Origin of the sequence: Myroides sp. NP-2, from assembly GCF_014145665.1 — a bacterium.
Lineage (GTDB): Bacteria > Bacteroidota > Bacteroidia > Flavobacteriales > Flavobacteriaceae > Flavobacterium.
Window position 1 is genome coordinate 115,974 of sequence record NZ_JACHTD010000008.1, and the last position, 18,108, is coordinate 134,081.

Below are 18,108 nucleotides of genomic sequence, written 5' to 3' on the forward strand. Positions count from 1 at the left end.
TTTTTTCGTATTTTACCTACTCAAGTATGAATAAACGTTAAAAATGGAAAAAAACAATAATAATATAGCGATACTCGTCGATGGCGATAACGCACAAGCAAAATTATTAGAGAATATTTTAGCGGAAGTATCGAAATACGGCAAAGTTACCATTCGCCGTATTTATGGAGATTGGACTACCCCGCAAATGAATAGTTGGAAAGACTTGCTCAATGATTTGTCTTTTTCACCCATTCAAAAATTCAACTATACCTCAGGGAAAAATTCAACAGACAGTTCGTTGATTATTGACGCCATGGATATTTTACACGATAAAATGGTCGATGGTTTTTGTATTGTCTCTAGCGATAGTGACTATACTGGATTGGCGAAACGAATCCGAGAGGAAGGAATTTTTGTGATGGGAATAGGGGAAAAGAAAACACCTAATGCCTTTGTACAGTCTTGTGAGATTTTTACCTATTGCGAAACGTTAACGCCCAAACCTGTAAAAGCAGAAAAGAGTATCAGTCAAGAGAAAAAACAAGTGATAGAAGAGGAAGATGATACTCTTACGATCACCAAAAAAGAAATGCGTTTGATTGATCGCGCTTTTGATATGTCAGTGGATGAAGAAGTAGAAGCGTATATTTCTACTGTAGGTAATAACCTTCGTAAACTAGATCCTAGTTTTGACTCTCGTGATTACGGGTTTAGAAACTTGACTGAAATGTTTAAACACTTAAAAACCTATGAGGTTATCAATAACAATGTAAAAGGGTTGAATCACCCCTTGGTCAAGAAGAAATAAAGAGAAAATATCAATAAAAAAGGTCAGCATTGCTGACCTTTTTATGTTTTACGCTATTTGTTTTTTTGCTGTCATATTCTTTATGATAGAAAGCAAAATATAAAGCAAGATGATCAGTGGAATTGCCAAGTAGTGCAGTACAACTAACAAGAGGATTGATGCTGCAACAAATCCCAACTGTAATTTATAAGCCCCTATGTTTTTAGGGTCTATTTTTAGTGAAAACAACGGTAATTCTGCATTCATAATATAGGCACTCAATACGCTGATAATCACTAATACATAGGGATTACTCAAGAAAGAGATCACCGCTTCAGAATTAGTTGTGCTTACAATAAGAGGTAAACTCAAAATGAAGAGCGCATTCCCCGGTGTAGGCAATCCGATAAACGAATCTGTTTGTCGGGTGTCAATATTGAATTTCGCTAGTCGATAGGCTGCGCCCAAAGTGATGAGGAAACCGATATACGGAACAATAGCCATGTAGTATGTCTCTGGTGTCAAATTGTATGGCCCTTGAGTTTCCTGAATATTAGCCAATTGTTTGTAAATAATTAATCCAGGAACCACTCCACTGGTTACCATATCCGCTAAGGAATCCAATTGAAGTCCTAATTCGCTTTTTACTTGAAGAATTCGAGCTAAGAATCCGTCCCAATAGTCAAAGAAAATACCAATACACACCCATATAAAAGCCATGAGAATATTATCGTCAAAGGCGTATATACAAGCGATTAGTCCTGAAAGGAGGTTCAATAAAGTAATGAAATTTGGAATATGTTTTTTCATGTAAGCTATATTTAGGTCTTGATCTAGGTTATAAAGATAAACGTTAATTTCCTAAAGCAAAGGTATTATAAACTTACAAATAATAATATCGTCCTCGCCTTTTAGTTTTTTACTATTTTTACAACTTAGTAAGAATAATAAAAAGATGTTTGTGAAAAAACTAACATTCGGTACATTGCTCTTTTGTGTTGGATTTGCTACCCATGCCCAAAAAGCGAGAAAATATTCCAATGAGTTCTTAAATATTGGAGTAGATGCTGTTGCTATGGGAATGGCAAATAGCGTGGTATCTTCTACGGCCGATGTAAATGCCGTATATTGGAATCCTGCGGGATTAATGCGATTGGAAGACCAGCAAATATCCCTAATGCACGCAAGTTACTTTGCCAATATTGCGCAATATGATTATGGAGCATTTGCGATGCCTTTGGATGAAAAAAGTGCTTTGGGATTTTCGATCATCCGCTTTGGGGTGGATGATATCATGAATACGACTGAACTAATCGATCAACACGGAAATATTGATTATAATCGCATCAGCCTATTTTCCGCGGCAGATTACGCCTTTGTATTGTCTTATGCGCGAAATACACCCATTGAAGGACTAACCTATGGGGTGAATGCCAAAGTAGTACGCCGTGTAATTGGAAAATTTGCCGATTCTTGGGGATTTGGATTTGATGCTGGGATACAATATAAAACCAAGTCCGATTGGATGTTTGGAGTCATGGCTAGGGACATTACAACGACCTATAACATGTGGAGCATCAATAAAAAAGAGTACAGCAAAGTACAAGAAGCCGTAGAGGGGATGAATCAAGAACTACCCGAAACGACTGAAATTACCCTGCCTAAACTGCAAATGGGGGTCTCAAAAAACGTACAACTATCTCGTGATTTGAACCTGTTAGCAGCCTTAGCACTACACGTAGAATTTGCGGAAACCAATGCGGTAATCTCCAGTGGTTCTATGAGTATGACGCCCTCTTTAGGAGTTGAATTTGGCTATGCCAATTTGGTTTTTGTGCGTGGAGGTGTCGGCAACTTTCAAAATAATAGACAAATGGACAACACCCAAAAAACAGAGTTTCAACCCAATATTGGTGTGGGATTCCACTATAAAGGGATTCAAGTGGATTACGCGCTAACAGATATTGGCGATCAAAGTGCTGCCATCTATTCAAATGTCTTCTCGTTAAAATTAGATTTAGGAATTTTTAGAAAATAAAAAGATGAAAAAAATAGTCGCGTTGCTTTTTGCAGTGCTCTTGGTCCAACTAAGCTATGGAAATCCAACCGAACGAATATTGTCTAACAAAGCTAGAATTAGCGTCTTGACGTGTGGAACAGGAAAAGAGCTCTACGCTTTGTTTGGACATACAGCCATTCGAGTATACGATCCCGCACAGGGGATAGATCGCGTGTATAATTATGGTCTTTTTGATTTTCGAACGCCCAATTTCTACGGTAAATTCGTTAAAGGCGATTTACTCTATTTTGTAGATTATGACGATTATGAGCGCTTCGTCATGAATTATGCCTATGATAATCGCTCCGTGGTCGAGCAAGAATTAAACCTCTCTCATACACAAAAACAAAAGGTGTGGAACAACTTAAACCAATCGTTAAAAGAAGAAAACCGCTATTATATTTATAAATTTATCGACCAAAATTGTACCACTAAGGTAGTCGATGTTCTAAACGATGTATTGCCAACGCCAGTAGAAATTAGCGTTGAAGGCAATACCGCCACCTATCGAACAATTTTAAATACCTATTTAAAAGATCGCTATTTCGAAATGTTGGGCATTAATTTAATTTTCGGTAATAAAGTCGATCACCCCTCTAATTTGTTGTTTTTACCTGATAAATTTCAATTGGGATTGACACAGACTAAAAACGGTAATCTACCTTTAGTTCAAGATGAAATTACGGTTTTTCAAGCAGAGCAAACGGAGAACTATGTATGGTGGAATACCTATTGGTTTGCTTCTTTACTCGTGCTTTTCTTGATGGGATTAGCCGTAAATAACGTGGTGCGATCTGTTTATTTCATCCTTTTTGGCTTGTTAGGATGTTTTTTCTTTTTAGTAGGTTTTTATTCTCTTCATGGAGAATTGTTGTGGAATAATGTGGTTTTTTTATGTAATCCTTTGTTGATTTTGATTCCGTTTGTTAAAAACTTAAATAAAATTAAGTCTATATTAGGTATTATTGTTGTGATATTGTTAATTTTATATATTGTATTGAATCTTTATTCAGAAAAATTAATAATAACCTTACCTTTGTACCTGTTAACTCTTGTAACTTTATTTTTGGAATTTAAGCCAGTTTTACAAAATAGAGTGAAGAATAAATAGTAGACTATGTTTTCTTTTTTTAAATCAAAACCTATTTTAAAAGATTTAATTCCCGATAACTATGTGGATATTCACTCGCATTTGATTTATGGAATTGACGATGGTGCCCAAACCATTGAGGATACGCGAACTATTATTAAAGCGATGCAGCAGATGGGATTTGACCAAGCGATTGCTACCCCGCACACAACCCCATTAGTTTGGGAAAATACAAGAGAAGGTATTTTAAATCAGTACAAGAAGGTACAGGAAGAATTACCTACAGAATCAAAAGCGATCGAATTACGTGTCGCTTCTGAGTACATGATGGATGAAACCTTACTGCCTCACATCGAAAATAAAGAGTTGCTAACGTTAAAGAAGGACTATGTGCTGGTGGAGATGTCGTACATGAATCCGCCTATTCAATTGATGGATATTTTGTTTCAGCTAAAGTCAAACGGATACGACATTGTTTTAGCTCATCCAGAGCGCTATAATTTTTACCATCAAAATACAGCAATGTATAAGAAGTTAAAGAAAGCGGGTTGTCTCTTTCAAATGAATTTGCTTTCCGCAACCGGTTACTATGGTAAACACGTTCTAGAAGCAGCTAATTTTTTATTGTCGAATGGATTAATCGATTTCGTTGGATCAGATATTCACCACGAAAAACACATCAAAGGATTTGAAGCTAAAGTAGAGGTGAAGGGAATTGAATTCTTTACCCAAGCGATAAGCAATAATCAAGAATTTAGAAAGTAAAACACATAGATATAAAAAAAAAGCCACTCGTCTGAGTGGCTTTTTTTTTATATGAGTAAGAAATTACTTATCAGTTACTTCTCCTTTTATTCTCAATGGAACTGTTCCATTTTCATAGTTTATCGCATTAGATTCAACCGTAATTGTACGGCTAATTCTACCAATACTCATGTTGTATTTTACATCGATTTTTCCTTTTTTACCTGGCATAATAGGCTCTGTTGGTTTAGAAGGAACTGTACATCCACATGTAGAACGTACGTTTGTGATGATCAATGGTTGATCACCTGTGTTGGTGAATTCGAAGGTACGTAATCCATCGTCTTTTCCTCTAACCACTGTACCGTAATCGATAGTGTTGTTTTCAGCGGCAAATTGAATTTTTGGACCACTTTGAGCGAATGATAAAGCACTAGATAATACTAATGCGAATACTGCTATTAAATTTTTCATTACTATAACTTTTTGTTGTTTTGTAAAATTAGAAACTTTTCGAAAACTCGCAAATTTTTTTACCTATTCGATTTTAGATAAACTTTTATAATTGACGAGTAATAATTACTTTTGTACAACACAAAGATAATGAAAACTAAGGTTACAAAGAATGAAAAAAACTTTTTTTCTGCCAAGCAACTAGATGTTTTGTCTTTTTTTAATAATTAAATTATAGAATAATGGTAATTCCTGCACAATTTGACGCAAAGCTAGTAGAGCAAAAATGGTATCAGTATTGGATGGAAAATAATTTTTTCCGATCTATACCAGATGAAAGACAGCCGTACACCATTGTAATACCTCCACCAAACGTAACTGGAGTATTGCATATGGGGCATATGTTGAACGTTACAATTCAAGATGTATTAATTCGTCGCGCCCGTTTAAAAGGGTTAAACGCATGTTGGGTCCCGGGAACGGATCACGCATCTATTGCAACTGAAGCCAAAGTCGTCGCTAAATTGAGAGAGCAGGGAATCAATAAAAACGACTTAACTAGAGAAGAGTTTTTAAAACACGCATGGGAGTGGAAAGAAGAATATGGAGGTGTGATTTTAGATCAGTTGAAAAAACTAGGGGCTTCATGTGATTGGGATCGTACGAAGTTTACGATGGATCCTGAAATGTCACAACAAGTGATTAAGTTGTTTGTTGATTTGTATAACAAAGGATTAATTTACCGCGGGTATCGCATGGTGAACTGGGATCCTGAAGCGAAGACTACCTTATCTGATGAAGAGGTGATCTACGAAGAACGCCAAGGAAAACTATACCACCTAAAATATCAAATCGAAGGAACGTCTGATTATTTGACAATTGCAACCACACGTCCTGAAACCATTTTGGGAGATACTGCTATTTGTATTCATCCAGCAGATGAACGCTACCAACATCTCAAAGGAAAACAAGCAATTGTGCCAATATGCAATCGCTCAATTCCTATTATATTTGATGAGTATGTCGATATGGAGTTCGGAACAGGATGTTTAAAAGTAACGCCTGCCCATGATATCAATGACAAAGAGCTTGGTGAACGCCACAATTTAGAAATTATAGACATTTTTAATGCTGATGCTACACTAAACGATCTTGGATTGCACTACAAAGGCAAAGATCGCTTTGTTGTACGCAAAGAAATTGAAGCTGAATTAGCGTCAATTGGCGCATTGGAAAAAGTAGAAAACTACCTGAATAACGTAGGAACATCTGAGCGCACCAAAGCTGTAATTGAACCGCGTTTGTCTGATCAGTGGTTTTTGAAAATGGAAGAATTGGCAAAACCTGCTTTAGATGCCGTAATGACAACGGAAGAGGTTAAACTGTATCCAAGTCGTTATAACAGTACTTATAGAAGCTGGTTGGAAAATATTCGCGATTGGAATATTTCTCGTCAATTGTGGTGGGGGCATCAAATTCCTGCATTCTACTACGGCGATGGAAAGGAAGATTTTGTTGTTGCTGAAACAGTAGAAGCTGCACTTGAATTAGCGAAAACAAAAACAGGAAAAACGGATTTGACTGTCGCTGATTTAAAACAAGATGAAGATGCTTTAGATACGTGGTTCTCTTCTTGGTTGTGGCCGATGGCGGTATTTAACGGATTAATCGACCCTGAAAACGAAGAATTTAAGTACTATTACCCAACAAATGATTTAGTGACCGGTCCAGATATTATTTTCTTCTGGGTGGCACGTATGATTATGGCAGGGTATGAATACACGGGTAAACAGCCGTTTACCAATGTTTATTTTACGGGAATTGTACGTGATAAACAGCGTCGAAAAATGTCTAAATCACTAGGAAACTCTCCAGATGCTTTAGGTTTGATCGACAAATTTGGTGCTGATGGAGTTCGCGTAGGTTTATTGCTATCGGCTTCTGCTGGAAACGATATCTTGTTTGATGAAGATTTATGTGCGCAAGGAAAGGCCTTTACCAATAAGGTTTGGAATGCCTTCCGTCTGATCAAAGGATGGGAAGTTTCTCAAACGTTGGAACAGCCTGAAACAGCAAAAGTTTCTTTGGCTTGGTATGAAGCAAAATTGCAAAAAACACTAGTGGAAATCGAAGATCACTTCTCAAAATACAGAATCTCAGATGCGTTAATGGCTATCTATAAATTAGTTTGGGATGATTTCTGCTCTTGGTTCTTGGAAATGATTAAACCAGGATACCAACAGCCAATTGATGCGGTTACCTACCGTAAAGCAATTGAATTGTTGGAAGAAAATCTCAAGCTTTTACATCCATTTATGCCATTCTTAACCGAAGAAATTTGGCAACATATCGATTCTCGTACGCCTGAACAAGCGTTAGTAGTTTCTGCTTGGCCAGAAATAAAAGGGTTTGACGAAAAGTTGATTAAAGAGTTTGAATTTGCCATGGAAGTAATTGCTGGTATTCGTACCATCAGAAAAGATAAAAATATCTCTTTCAAAGAAAGCATTGATCTTAAAATAATCAACAACGAAAAAGTGTCAACTTATTTTGATAGTGTAATCTCAAAATTAGGAAACATTGTTAGTATGGAATACGTTGCGGATCAAGTTAGTGGTGCGTTGTCCTACCGAGTGAAATCAAATGAATACTTTATCCCGATTGCAGGTAGTGTGAATGTGGAAGAGGAAATAGCAAAACTTGAAGAAGAGTTGAAGTATCTGAAAGGTTTCTTGAAATCTGTACAAGGGAAGCTATCAAATGAAAAATTCGTTAGTGGAGCACCAGAACAGGTGGTGGCAAATGAAAAGCAAAAAGAAGCAGATGCTTTGGCAAAAATTTCAACCATTGAACACAGTTTAGCTGGTTTGAAATAGAAATAAAAACAAGTTGATTATAAGGTCTTTCGTTTGTGTACACAAACGAAAGACCTTTTTTTTTATCTTCGCCTTCATGAAATACAACCTCCATACACATCATCGATGCAAGGACGCAGATACGTTAGCTATTGTCAGTCAAGACTTGTTAGCTGTGGACCTTAGCATTCCTCATTTTTCTTTGGGTATTCACCCTTGGTATATCACGCCTACTTTGATTGAAGAACAGTTGCATTTCATTGAATCACAGCTGCATTATCCCAATTGTTTAGCTATTGGAGAGTGTGGGCTAGATAAGAAAATAGATATTCCTTTGGCATTGCAAGAAGAAGTATTAGTTCGTCAATTACTTCTTGCAGAAAAATATAAAAAAGCTGTAATTTTGCACGTCGTTTCGGCTTATCAAGAAATTATAGCACTCAAAAAGCGGTTGAAACTGACCGTTCCTCTTGTGGTCCATGGATTTAATAAACATCAACAGGTGGCAGAAAGTTTGTGGAAAAATGGCATTTATCTCTCTTTTGGTCAGGCGTTGTTGTACAATACTCAATTGCAAGAGACTTTTGTTGCTGTGCCTCAAGCGTTTTTGTTTTTGGAGACGGATGATGTTCAGGAGATTACAATAGCGGATATCTATGCTAAAGCTGAAACGTTGCGTCCTGCTATAGGAGAAATTGTGGCGTCGAATTTTAAACGCATACTGAATAAAGAATAATAAGAACAGCCTTTTTAGGGTGATTAATAAATAGAAATAGATGGCTATTTGGCAAGAAAGAGCAGCCTTGCTTTTTAAAGAAGAAGGACTAGAAAAATTAAAAAACGCCAACGTATTAGTTGTTGGATTAGGAGGTGTTGGATCATTTGCCGCTGAGTTTTTGGCTCGTGCAGGGGTGGGAACGATGACGATTGTCGATGGTGATACAGTGGATATCACAAATATCAACAGACAATTGCCTGCTTTGCACTCTACTGTGGGAATGGCAAAAGTGCACGTAGTAGGTGATCGCCTGATGGATATCAATCCCGAATTGAACCTAACGCGTATACAAGAGTTTTTGTCTCCTGAACGCACACACGAAGTGGTAACCGATGATTACGACTACGTTTTGGATTGTATTGACAGTATTACCCCTAAAATTAATTTAATCCTCGCAGCCAAACGCAAGCGAATCAAAGTTATTAGTGCTATGGGAGCTGGTGGAAAGATGCAAGCGTCGAAAATAGTCGTAAAAGACATCAGTAAAACCGATGTATGTCCGTTGGCCAAACAAATTCGCAAGCGCCTAAAAAAAGAGGGGATTTCCTCGGGCGTAAAAGCTATATTTTCAACAGAAAAACCTGATGAAAGCAGTTTGAAAATGACGGATGGATCTAACTTTAAAAAATCGTTCTTCGGTACGAATAGCTGGATGCCAGCTTTGTTTGGTTTACACGCAGCAGAAAATGTAATCCGCTATTTGTTAGCAAAGTAAAAGCATAAAAAAGGAACTTGATCAAGTTCCTTTTTTTTATGTTATAGGTTGCCTTAAGACGGCAATAGGTCCATGGCAAGTAAGAGTTGTAATACAATGATCAATATTGAAAGCACCCACAAAAAACCATAAATAACATAGTGTAGGAGACTAGTTTTTTCACCCGCTATTTTTTTTGCTTTTTGCAACATCAACATCGGAATAATTAACGCTAAAACAACCAAAGAAATTGAAGCATATCCCAATGCAATTACAAAACCATCAGGATAGAACAGAGCAAAAAGGATAGGAGGCAAGAACGTTAGAATGAACGCTGTTGCGTTGTGCTTAATCTTTGGACGATCTTTAGCTAAATCCTTGATATAATCGTTTAATGCTAATGCAACACCCCAAAAAGAGGTTAAGATGGCTGCAGCGGCAAAGATGGTGAATGAAATCTTGATCCATGGAGAGTCACTACTAGCTTTAATCGCGACTAATAATCCTTCAAGTCCTGCATTATCTCTCAAAATAGTGCTGAACACGCTGCTTTCAATAGTACCTAAAATGGTCATTTCCCAGATGAGGTATAAGATCAACGGCAGTATACTTCCCGCAAAAAACACCCATTTTAGTTGGCGTAAATTACCGTCTAAGTATTTAACCAAACTTGGGATGACCACACTAAACCCAAAAGAGGTAAAGATAATAGGGATTGTGGCTAATGCAGGTAAGGGAGTGGTTGGGATATAGCTCAAATAAGCCGTTTCAATATGGGGAAGTAATAATCCCAATACCAAAAATAGACACAAGAGTTTGACTGAAAACACCACTTTCGTGCTGTAATCAACAGCTCGAGTACCAAAGGCAATAATGCCGCCGAAAAGCAAGGTAAAGAGAATGGCACTTAGTTGAGGTGGAATTTTTAGGTCGAGTACATGCTCTAAATTGGTGCGTAAAATATCACCACCACCAGCGATATAAGCGCTTGTCAAAGCATACATTAACGTTAACATACTTACGCCAGTAACATATGCGCCTGGTTTTCCCAAATATTTTATCGTCAGGGTGTTTAACCCATCCTCAGGTGAATTGTATCGATAGACGTTTACTAATAAAACGGAAGTATAAAACATAGCAAACCAAATACAGAATAAGATGAACGACATTAATATAAAGCCAACATTGGCTGATATAATGGGGATAGCTAACATGCCCGCGCCTATTGTAGTCCCTGCTACAATAAGAATACTTCCGATAATTTTTTGCATTTCGTTTAAAATTTATATTTTTTGTTATTTGTTCATTCATATAGGGGTAACTAATAATGTGGATACACCACAATTATTATACCTCTGTAAGGCTTTTTTTAAAATTCACTAAAAAAGACTATAAAAAAAATAAATATATGTTTTTATTCGTAGACTTTTCAATATGATTTCGCTTATTATTGAGATTATCTCAGTATAACTGGTTTTTTTTTGTCGTTTTTTTGTTTTTACTTCTTTTGAACGGGTTGCTTATTGCTGTTTTTTTAAGGTTAATTCATTGGTTTTTAGCGATTAAATAAGATGTAAATCCGAGTGTAATTGGAAAAGTACCAGGGATTCCCTAAACTGTCTCCCTGTGAATTGGATTACAATGTTTATCTTTGAGTAGATCAAAAGGAAAGCACTATGTTGAAAATTGAAGAAGAATTACTGTCCAAAAACATCAAACCTACCGCTATGCGCATCTTGGTTTTAAAGTTTTTAAAACAGCAAGAAGGAGCGGTGTCTCTAGCGGATATAGAAAATAGCTTTGATCAATCGGATCGAGTAACTATTTACCGCACCGTTAAAACATTTGAAAGTAAAGGACTTTTGCATCGCATTACGGCAACTAACACCACGCAATACGCTTTGTGTTCTTCTAATTGTTCTGAGGATAAACACCGAGATACCCACTTGCATTTTATTTGCAACCAATGTAAAAAAACAATCTGCCTGACCCAAGTCGCCATTCCAACTATTGAGATACCTGATGGATTTCAGTTGAGTCAAATCGAAGTTATTGCACAAGGAATATGCAACGATTGTAAATCTTAGGTTGTTTGAGTAATATGCTGCATAATGCGTTTCGCGTGTATTCTCGAATTCTCAATAAACCAAGTGTGTGTATTTAATCCTCCGCAAACTACACCGGCCAAATATAACTTTGGAATATTGGTCTCCATTGTTTCAGGATGATAGGTAGGGAATTGATCGACGGTGTCTTGTATTGTAATTCCCAGTTGTTGTAAGAAATTAAAATCTGGGCGATAACCCGTAAGTGCCAAGACAAAGTCATTGGAAATACAATAGGATTCTTTGCCGCTTTGAATGTACACTTCTGATGCTGTAATAGCAGTTAATTGGCTGTTGTAATACACTTGGATGGCGCCTTCTGCAATTCGATTCTCAATGTCGGGTTTTACCCAATACTTTACGTGAGAACTTATGGCTTGATCTCGAACAACCATCGTTACTTTGGCTCCTTTTCGGTAACATTCAAGTGCTGCATCTACAGAAGAATTACTCGCTCCAACAACCACAACTTGCATATTGGCATAAAAATGAGGGTCGTTGTAATAGTGAGAAACTTTAGGAAGATCTTCTCCTGGGATGTTCAATAAGTTGGGGAAATCGTAAAACCCAGTAGCAACTACAACATGAGAAGCTGCATACTGTGCCTTTGTTGTTTGTACGTGAAAATGCCCTTCGACTTGTTTGTCTACTGCTGTAACTTTTTCAAATAAGTGAATGCATAAATCGTGCAACTGAGTAACACGTCTATAATACTCTAAGGCTTCTTTTCGTCTTGGTTTATTTTCCGCACTAATAAAGGGGATGTGATCCAATTCTAGCAATTCTGAAGTTGAGAAGAACTGCATATTGATCGGATAGTGATACAAGGAATTTACTAAACAACCTTTTTCAATAATTACATAGGTTAATCCTGCTTTTTTCGCTTCTATTCCACAGGCAATGCCTATAGGACCTCCACCAATAATGAGTACGTCAACGTGTTTCATTGTGTAAGAAAATAAACCCAACAAGGGTAGTTTTTAGTCTTTCTAACAAAAGTATTGAATTATTTTGGATAGGCGACAAATGTCTAGGGAAAGACTTCGCTAAAAAAGGGTTAAAAAAAAAGGATGCCCAGTGGACATCCTTTATTATTTTATGTTGAAAAGATTACTCAGTTACTTTATCAGCTACTAAGTGAATTCCAATTTCCATATCTTGGCTAATCGCCCAGTCAGCTGGATTTAAAGCAGCTCCTGAATCTTTATCTGTAGTACCGAATACTAATCCCCATGCAGCGCGATCTGCGATGAATGAAGCATGCATAACCGCTTTACCGTTTTCTACTGTAACTTTAGCAGGGAAAGTGATGTTTACTGTTTTTCCTAAAATTGTTAAGTTTCCACTTACCATTTTGTTTGCTCCTTCTACAGTACTTTTGTGTTGTGTAGCGTCGAAATCTTCTACTTTAGTGATTTTGAAATCTACCGTAGGGTTTTTTTCTACGTCGAAGAAATCAGGACTTTTTAAGTGTCCTCCTAATTTTTCAATATCCTCATCAGCATCAACAGAAGCGCGGTCAACCTTAATAGAGTTCATGTCTATAGTGTATGAACCTGCGTTTAATCCATTTGCGTCAATGGCAATATCTCCAGCGCTTAAAGCTAATGTACCAAAACGAGGATTAAGTCCACCTTTGTGTCCTACTTTCCAGTTAACACTACTTTCTGTTAAGTTTACAACATACTTGTCTCCTTGTTCTGTTGCAACTTCTTGTTCTGTTGTAGTTGTTGCTTTATCAGCATTCTTATTTCCACATGATGCTAATGAAAGAGCAGCTACAACTGCTACTGATAATAAAATTTTTTTCATCTTAATTCGCTATTTTGTTACCCCAAATGTACAATACAAAAATGGATATGCAAGAGTTTATTCAGGTGTGGGATGTTAAAAAGTTGTAAATATTCGTTTTTTGTGAAATTATGACGCCTTTTTAGTTGATAATGTTTTTAAAAATATGTCTTTTTGGATAAAAAAGGTAGCTTTTTTCGTAAATCTTCTGTTAACTTCGCTGGCTGTGATCTGATGAATGGCTCCATTTGCTTAGGTAAAAAAAAAAGGATGCCCTATAGCATCCTCTTATGATCGTTTTTACGTGTTTTTTAAAACTATAGTTCCTTAAAAGTGGAAATAATATTCATTAATTCATCGCCTTGGTAGGTTTGGTTTTGTCCAATGGTCCAACCAATAATCTCATAGTATCCTTTTTTACCTTCTATCATTGTCTGAATCATGTACATATAGTTTCCTTCTTGAGACATAGACAGTTTGTATATTTTTCCCGACAATCCGTTTATTCTAACGTTTTCTTCTTTTACTATCTGGTAATCGGGTCTTTTTTCATAAGTAGCCAGCGCTTTTTTCGTAAACGTTGCGAAATCGGGCGCAGAAGTCTTAGGAGATTCTTTTGCTACGAGGTAAACTTGTTTGAATGTGTTTCCATACTGAATGGCCGCATCTGGATATAAATCGGTCATGGCAGCCAACGTACCAGGCATCTCCATAGAGAATTGATCATTGACATTCACTGTTTGAGGGGGTGCCACTTTTTGATTGCAACTTGCCATCCCTAAGGTTATACATAGAATAAAGAGAAGTTTTTTCATCTGAAAACAATTTTAAATAATGAATATTTAAAGTTAAGTCAAAATTCTCAAACGCTGAGCCCTGAAAGAGTAATTTTTTTTCAGCCAAAGTAGAGCGCATAAGCACTTGTCAAGGGGCTGATTGAGTTTGACTGCCTTGCTAGGCGTTATTTTAAGCGCATGTGTTTTCTGAATTGAATAGATTATCGTAATTTAGAAGACATTAATCAACAAAATAAAAAGAATTATGGCAAAAAGAGTTTTAATGTTAGCGGGTGATTTTGTGGAAGACTACGAAGTAATGGTTCCCTACCAAGCATTGCTATCTGTAGGAGTAGCAGTGGATGTGGTTTGTCCTGGAAAGAAAAAGAACGATATCATTGCAACGGCAATTCACGATTTCGTTGGATTTCAGACTTATGCGGAAAGCAGGGGGCATAATTTCGTGATTAACAAGAGTTTTGATGAGGTAAAAGTAGGGGATTATGCTGGGCTATATGTCTGTGGAGGACGTGCCCCTGAATATATTCGATTAAACAAAAAGGTGATTGAAATCGTTCAGTTCTTTTTTGAAAAGAATTTGCCAATTGCGGCTATTTGTCACGGAATTCAGGTCCTAACACCTGCAAATGTCCTACAAGGCAGAACCTTGACTGCGTATCCAGCAGTGGGACCAGACATCGTTGTAGCAGGAGGTGTATACAAGGAAATAGATGCGGACAAAGCCATAACGGACGGCAATTTAACCACTTCACCTGCCTGGCCTGGCCATCCTGCTATTTTGAGTGAATTTTATAAGTTATTAGGGATAAAAATAGGATAGGGATGATCCTGTAGTAGTTTGCGCGGCGAAAAGAAGAACACTTGTAAAACATTTCTTATTTTAGCAGCGCAAATTTTTTATATATGATTTCAGAACTACAATTCCAAGCCGAATTAAATCAAATTATAGTCAATGCAATACGCGAAGACGTTGGAGATGGAGATCACAGCTCCTTGGCGTGTATCCCATCAAATGCTAAGGGGAAAGCCCAAGTTCTAGTTAAAGAAGAGGGAATTATTGCGGGAGTTGCATTTGCTCAAATGATTTTAAACTACGTGGATGCGAGTTTAGTTGTTGAGGTGTTTATTCCTGATGGAACGGCAGTTCAAGTGGGAGATGTAGTATTAACCGTAGCAGGATCTTCTCAGTCCATTTTAAAAGCGGAACGCTTTATGTTGAATGCGATGCAACGCATGAGTGCCATCGCAACTAAAACGCGCGTTTTTGTGGATTTACTTGAGGGAACGGGAACTAAAATTCTAGATACGCGTAAAACTACACCAGGTATTCGCGCCATTGAAAAATGGGCCGTGAAAATTGCAGGAGGTGAAAATCATCGCTTTGCCCTATATGACATGATCATGCTCAAAGACAACCACATCGATTTTGCCGGCGGCATAAAAGAAGCAATAGAAAAAACCAACCAATACCTAAAAGAGCAAAACAAAGCATTGAAAATTATCGTAGAAGCACGTAATTTGGATGAAGTTAAACAAATCTTAGCCTGTGAGAATGTATATCGCATCCTCTTGGATAATTTTGACTTTGAAACGACAAAAGAAGCCGTAGCCTTAATCGGTAATCAATGCCAAACTGAATCATCTGGCAATATTGATGAAACAACAGTTCGTGCTTATGCGCTTTGTGGCGTAGATTATGTTTCTTCTGGAGCCTTGACTCATTCTGTTTATAATATGGATTTAAGTTTAAAAGCGGTTTTATAACAAAGACAAAAGCGAAAATGTCAGACGTAGAGAATAAGTTAGATCGAATACCTATCGTCAATAAAATTGTTCGAGGATTGAAACGAGTGAAGTTTTCTTTCCTGGAAGGGTATTCTCTTTTTGATTTAATCGAACTATATGTAGTCGGTATTATCAAAGGAGCTTTTTCTTATCGCGCAGGTTCTATTGCCTTTAGTTTCTTTATGGCTTTGTTTCCCTTTGCCCTTTTTATTCTAAACCTCATACCCTATATTCCCATTGACAATTTTCAGGCTGACTTTTTGCAGTTTATCGAAAATTCAGTGCCTCCAAATACCTATGAAGCCATTCAATCTATTATTCTTGATATTATGAATAATAGTTATAAATCATTGCTTTCTTCAGGTTTTTTACTGTCTATTTTTTTAATGACCAATGGCGTATTCGCTATTATTGGTGGATTTGAATCGTCCTATCACATTACGATTTCACGCAATATCATTCGACAGTATTTAGTTGCTTTAGCCTTGTCGTTGGCGCTGTCCTTTGTCTTGATTTTTTCTGTTGCCTTTTACGTCATCCTCGAAGTGTTGATTTACCGATTTGCCATTGGAGTGAATTGGTTGGTCTGGTTGCGTAATTTGTACCTATTACTCGTTGTTTTATTGACAACCTCCATCTTGTACAAATTTGGTGCAAAAGAAACCAAGAAAGTGTCTTTCATCTCCATCGGATCTGTATTTACAACGATCTTGTATGTGTTAACCTCTTATGGTTTTGGGGTGTATGTGCTTCGATTCGCGCGTTATAACGAACTGTATGGCTCTATTGGAACGCTACTCGTTGTTATGTTTTACTTGTGGATTAACTGTATGATCCTATTGCTAGGTTTTGAATTAAATTTGGCAATTCGTAAGATTAAATTGAAAAAATAAGTATATTTGAGTGTATTGTTTAATTCAAATGGCTAAAATATTATGAGAAATTCAATGTTAATGATCCTATTTTTAATAGGGGGGCTGTGCTTAGCGCATGGACAGTCGATTGTTGGTAAATGGAAGACCTTTGACGATCAGACAGGAGATGCGAAATCCATTGTAGAGATACTAGAAAAGGACGGGAAGTACCACGGCAAGGTAGTCGAAATACTCAATCCTGCTAAAAAGGATTCTAAATGCGAAAACTGCCCGGGTACAGATAAAGGAAAACCCATTGAAGGGTTAACGATTATTAAAAACCTGACCAAAAAAGGGGCTGAATATACAGGAGGAACAATAATTGATCCTCAATCGGGGAAAGAGTACAAATGCTCGATTAAAACCAATGGAACAACTAAATTAGAAGTCAGAGGTTATGTTGGAATATCCTTAATCGGACGAACCCAAACTTGGACTAAAATGTAAAATAGAACAGAAAGAGGATGCCCAAGAAGGGTATCCTCTTTTTTTGGTCGCTCTATCAACGAGCCATTCTTGCTATGTCAGCGTACTGCCAGCATTATGCGTCCATAGTCACTCTATAATAAACGCTAGTTTTAATAGACTCACTATGGACGCACTATGGACTCACTACGGACTCACCTCAAACAATACTTGTCTCGTCCTACTATAACTGTACAGCTCTTTTTTTTGCTCCTGTTTTTTACTGTACAGCTCTTGTTTATGCTCCTGTTTTTTACTGTACAAAGTGCGAAATAAGCAAAGTAACAATTGTTTGGGCAAGGGAAATGAAAGAGTTAGCACAACAAGCTGTAGTGAAATCGTTAAAATAGGATGAAGATTTGCTTTAAAACTCGTACTTTTGGGAATCAAAAAGTCTGAGACTATTTTTAATTCGTTATAACTTAAAAATCAAATGAATAGAGTATTGGTGTGTTTTTTGTTGCTTATAAGTGTGGGATGTATGACGTCAAAGTCAACGCATCAGCCTTATTTGTATGACAATGGACCCGATTTTGTAGTGGAAGGAATGTATCGCATTGTCGATGAAGAAGGAAAAATGGGATTTGCAAACGTAAAAGGACAAGTGGTTATAAAGCCTCAATTTGCTTTTGTGTTTCCCTTTAAAAATGGCAAGGCAAAAGCAACTTTTGAAGGAAGAAGTAGAGAAGTCTCTGGATCTCGAGGCGAATACCACTATTGGGATAGTCCTTCGTGGTTTTATATTGACAACAAAGGAAACATTGTTTCTGAGAAAAACGCGAACTAAAATAATCTCCTAACTTCGTGTA

General features: G+C 37.0%; 19 protein-coding genes. 13 read left to right on the forward strand and 6 right to left on the reverse strand.

From position 1 onward, the window contains the following. Positions 1-43: 43 nt before the first annotated feature. On the forward strand, positions 44-790 hold the full coding sequence (locus H4K35_RS09610) for an NYN domain-containing protein (RefSeq protein WP_182627372.1): 747 nt from the start codon (positions 44-46) through the stop codon (positions 788-790). Positions 791-838: 48 nt separating this feature from the next. On the opposite strand, the gene H4K35_RS09615 is transcribed toward H4K35_RS09610, so the two are convergent. After that, positions 839-1,579: a phosphatidylcholine/phosphatidylserine synthase gene (locus H4K35_RS09615; protein WP_182627374.1), complete on the reverse strand. Its 741-nt coding sequence runs from the start codon at positions 1,577-1,579 to the stop codon at positions 839-841. Between the two features lie 151 nt (positions 1,580-1,730). On the opposite strand from H4K35_RS09615, the gene H4K35_RS09620 reads away from it, so the two are divergent. The 3 genes from H4K35_RS09620 to H4K35_RS09630 are packed head-to-tail and all read left to right on the forward strand — an operon-like array spanning position 1,731 to position 4,683. Then, positions 1,731-2,807, forward strand: a complete 1,077-nt coding sequence (locus H4K35_RS09620; protein ID WP_182627376.1) for a PorV/PorQ family protein — start codon at positions 1,731-1,733, stop codon at positions 2,805-2,807. Positions 2,808-2,811: 4 nt separating this feature from the next. Next, positions 2,812-3,939 carry a DUF4105 domain-containing protein gene (locus tag H4K35_RS09625; protein ID WP_182627378.1) on the forward strand — a complete coding sequence of 376 codons (1,128 nt, stop codon included), beginning with the start codon at positions 2,812-2,814 and terminating at the stop codon, positions 3,937-3,939. A 6-nt stretch (positions 3,940-3,945) separates the two neighbouring features. Next, positions 3,946-4,683 carry a tyrosine-protein phosphatase gene (locus H4K35_RS09630; RefSeq protein ID WP_182627379.1) on the forward strand — a complete coding sequence of 246 codons (738 nt, stop codon included), beginning with the start codon at positions 3,946-3,948 and terminating at the stop codon, positions 4,681-4,683. A gap of 63 nt (positions 4,684-4,746) precedes the next feature. Here H4K35_RS09630 and H4K35_RS09635 read toward each other — a convergent pair whose 3' ends face one another. Then, complete coding sequence (locus H4K35_RS09635; protein ID WP_182627381.1) at positions 4,747-5,136, reverse strand: DUF1573 domain-containing protein; 390 nt, start codon at positions 5,134-5,136, stop codon at positions 4,747-4,749. A 221-nt stretch (positions 5,137-5,357) separates the two neighbouring features. Between H4K35_RS09635 and H4K35_RS09640 the strand changes: the two genes are divergently transcribed. The 3 genes from H4K35_RS09640 (at position 5,358) to H4K35_RS09650 (ending at position 9,463) form a co-directional block, all read left to right on the forward strand. Further along, positions 5,358-7,991: a valine--tRNA ligase gene (locus tag H4K35_RS09640; RefSeq protein WP_182627383.1), complete on the forward strand. Its 2,634-nt coding sequence runs from the start codon at positions 5,358-5,360 to the stop codon at positions 7,989-7,991. 76 nt (positions 7,992-8,067) lie between these two features. Beyond that, positions 8,068-8,706, forward strand: a complete 639-nt coding sequence (locus tag H4K35_RS09645) for a TatD family hydrolase (protein ID WP_182627385.1) — start codon at positions 8,068-8,070, stop codon at positions 8,704-8,706. Between the two features lie 40 nt (positions 8,707-8,746). Further along, positions 8,747-9,463: a ThiF family adenylyltransferase gene (locus tag H4K35_RS09650; RefSeq protein WP_182627387.1), complete on the forward strand. Its 717-nt coding sequence runs from the start codon at positions 8,747-8,749 to the stop codon at positions 9,461-9,463. 53 nt (positions 9,464-9,516) lie between these two features. Here the strand turns inward: H4K35_RS09650 and H4K35_RS09655 are convergent, their stop codons facing one another. Then, positions 9,517-10,713 carry an aromatic amino acid transport family protein gene (locus H4K35_RS09655; RefSeq protein WP_182627389.1) on the reverse strand — a complete coding sequence of 399 codons (1,197 nt, stop codon included), beginning with the start codon at positions 10,711-10,713 and terminating at the stop codon, positions 9,517-9,519. A 405-nt stretch (positions 10,714-11,118) separates the two neighbouring features. Here H4K35_RS09655 and H4K35_RS09660 point away from each other — a divergent pair, with 405 nt between their 5' ends. Next, complete coding sequence (locus H4K35_RS09660; RefSeq protein WP_182627390.1) at positions 11,119-11,529, forward strand: Fur family transcriptional regulator; 411 nt, start codon at positions 11,119-11,121, stop codon at positions 11,527-11,529. Here H4K35_RS09660 and H4K35_RS09665 read toward each other — a convergent pair. The 3 genes from H4K35_RS09665 to H4K35_RS09675 all read right to left on the reverse strand — a co-directional run bounded on the left by H4K35_RS09665 (position 11,526) and on the right by H4K35_RS09675 (position 14,153). Then, positions 11,526-12,494 carry a YpdA family putative bacillithiol disulfide reductase gene (locus H4K35_RS09665; RefSeq protein WP_182627392.1) on the reverse strand — a complete coding sequence of 323 codons (969 nt, stop codon included), beginning with the start codon at positions 12,492-12,494 and terminating at the stop codon, positions 11,526-11,528. The two genes, H4K35_RS09660 and H4K35_RS09665, sit on opposite strands and share 4 nt — an antisense overlap. Positions 12,495-12,657: 163 nt before the next feature. Then, positions 12,658-13,359 (reverse strand): YceI family protein, encoded by a 702-nt coding sequence (locus H4K35_RS09670; RefSeq protein WP_182627394.1) that lies wholly within the window; start codon positions 13,357-13,359, stop codon positions 12,658-12,660. Positions 13,360-13,655: 296 nt separating this feature from the next. Beyond that, positions 13,656-14,153 carry a hypothetical protein gene (locus tag H4K35_RS09675; protein ID WP_182627396.1) on the reverse strand — a complete coding sequence of 166 codons (498 nt, stop codon included), beginning with the start codon at positions 14,151-14,153 and terminating at the stop codon, positions 13,656-13,658. Between the two features lie 226 nt (positions 14,154-14,379). On the opposite strand from H4K35_RS09675, the gene H4K35_RS09680 reads away from it, so the two are divergent. From H4K35_RS09680 to H4K35_RS09700, 5 genes are all read left to right on the forward strand, one after another. Then, positions 14,380-14,955: a DJ-1/PfpI family protein gene (locus tag H4K35_RS09680; protein ID WP_182627398.1), complete on the forward strand. Its 576-nt coding sequence runs from the start codon at positions 14,380-14,382 to the stop codon at positions 14,953-14,955. Positions 14,956-15,038: 83 nt separating this feature from the next. Continuing rightward, the gene (nadC, locus tag H4K35_RS09685) at positions 15,039-15,899 is read left to right on the forward strand and encodes a carboxylating nicotinate-nucleotide diphosphorylase (protein WP_182627400.1); all 861 of its coding nucleotides are present in this window, start codon (positions 15,039-15,041) and stop codon (positions 15,897-15,899) included. 17 nt (positions 15,900-15,916) lie between these two features. After that, positions 15,917-16,813: a YihY/virulence factor BrkB family protein gene (locus H4K35_RS09690; RefSeq protein ID WP_182627402.1), complete on the forward strand. Its 897-nt coding sequence runs from the start codon at positions 15,917-15,919 to the stop codon at positions 16,811-16,813. Positions 16,814-16,855: 42 nt separating this feature from the next. After that, entirely contained in the window at positions 16,856-17,281 is a 426-nt protein-coding gene (locus tag H4K35_RS09695) for a DUF2147 domain-containing protein (RefSeq protein ID WP_182627404.1), read from the forward strand. 451 nt (positions 17,282-17,732) lie between these two features. Next, entirely contained in the window at positions 17,733-18,086 is a 354-nt protein-coding gene (locus H4K35_RS09700) for a WG repeat-containing protein (protein WP_182627406.1), read from the forward strand. Positions 18,087-18,108 lie beyond the last annotated feature (22 nt).

What these genes read in the sequence shown, in the direction of transcription:
- H4K35_RS09670 (WP_182627394.1), bottom strand. Translation starts at nt 13,359, where the DNA reads ATGAAAAAAATTTTATTATCAGTAGCAGTTGTAGCTGCTCTTTCATTA.
- H4K35_RS09665 (WP_182627392.1), bottom strand. Translation starts at nt 12,494, where the DNA reads ATGAAACACGTTGACGTACTCATTATTGGTGGAGGTCCTATAGGCATT.
- H4K35_RS09655 (WP_182627389.1), bottom strand. Translation starts at nt 10,713, where the DNA reads ATGCAAAAAATTATCGGAAGTATTCTTATTGTAGCAGGGACTACAATA.
- H4K35_RS09675 (WP_182627396.1), bottom strand. Translation starts at nt 14,153, where the DNA reads ATGAAAAAACTTCTCTTTATTCTATGTATAACCTTAGGGATGGCAAGT.
- H4K35_RS09645 (WP_182627385.1), top strand. Translation starts at nt 8,068, where the DNA reads ATGAAATACAACCTCCATACACATCATCGATGCAAGGACGCAGATACG.
- nadC (WP_182627400.1), top strand. Translation starts at nt 15,039, where the DNA reads ATGATTTCAGAACTACAATTCCAAGCCGAATTAAATCAAATTATAGTC.
- H4K35_RS09680 (WP_182627398.1), top strand. Translation starts at nt 14,380, where the DNA reads ATGGCAAAAAGAGTTTTAATGTTAGCGGGTGATTTTGTGGAAGACTAC.
- H4K35_RS09610 (WP_182627372.1), top strand. Translation starts at nt 44, where the DNA reads ATGGAAAAAAACAATAATAATATAGCGATACTCGTCGATGGCGATAAC.
- H4K35_RS09660 (WP_182627390.1), top strand. Translation starts at nt 11,119, where the DNA reads ATGTTGAAAATTGAAGAAGAATTACTGTCCAAAAACATCAAACCTACC.
- H4K35_RS09640 (WP_182627383.1), top strand. Translation starts at nt 5,358, where the DNA reads ATGGTAATTCCTGCACAATTTGACGCAAAGCTAGTAGAGCAAAAATGG.
- H4K35_RS09635 (WP_182627381.1), bottom strand. Translation starts at nt 5,136, where the DNA reads ATGAAAAATTTAATAGCAGTATTCGCATTAGTATTATCTAGTGCTTTA.
- H4K35_RS09690 (WP_182627402.1), top strand. Translation starts at nt 15,917, where the DNA reads ATGTCAGACGTAGAGAATAAGTTAGATCGAATACCTATCGTCAATAAA.
- H4K35_RS09650 (WP_182627387.1), top strand. Translation starts at nt 8,747, where the DNA reads ATGGCTATTTGGCAAGAAAGAGCAGCCTTGCTTTTTAAAGAAGAAGGA.
- H4K35_RS09695 (WP_182627404.1), top strand. Translation starts at nt 16,856, where the DNA reads ATGAGAAATTCAATGTTAATGATCCTATTTTTAATAGGGGGGCTGTGC.
- H4K35_RS09625 (WP_182627378.1), top strand. Translation starts at nt 2,812, where the DNA reads ATGAAAAAAATAGTCGCGTTGCTTTTTGCAGTGCTCTTGGTCCAACTA.
- H4K35_RS09615 (WP_182627374.1), bottom strand. Translation starts at nt 1,579, where the DNA reads ATGAAAAAACATATTCCAAATTTCATTACTTTATTGAACCTCCTTTCA.
- H4K35_RS09630 (WP_182627379.1), top strand. Translation starts at nt 3,946, where the DNA reads ATGTTTTCTTTTTTTAAATCAAAACCTATTTTAAAAGATTTAATTCCC.
- H4K35_RS09700 (WP_182627406.1), top strand. Translation starts at nt 17,733, where the DNA reads ATGAATAGAGTATTGGTGTGTTTTTTGTTGCTTATAAGTGTGGGATGT.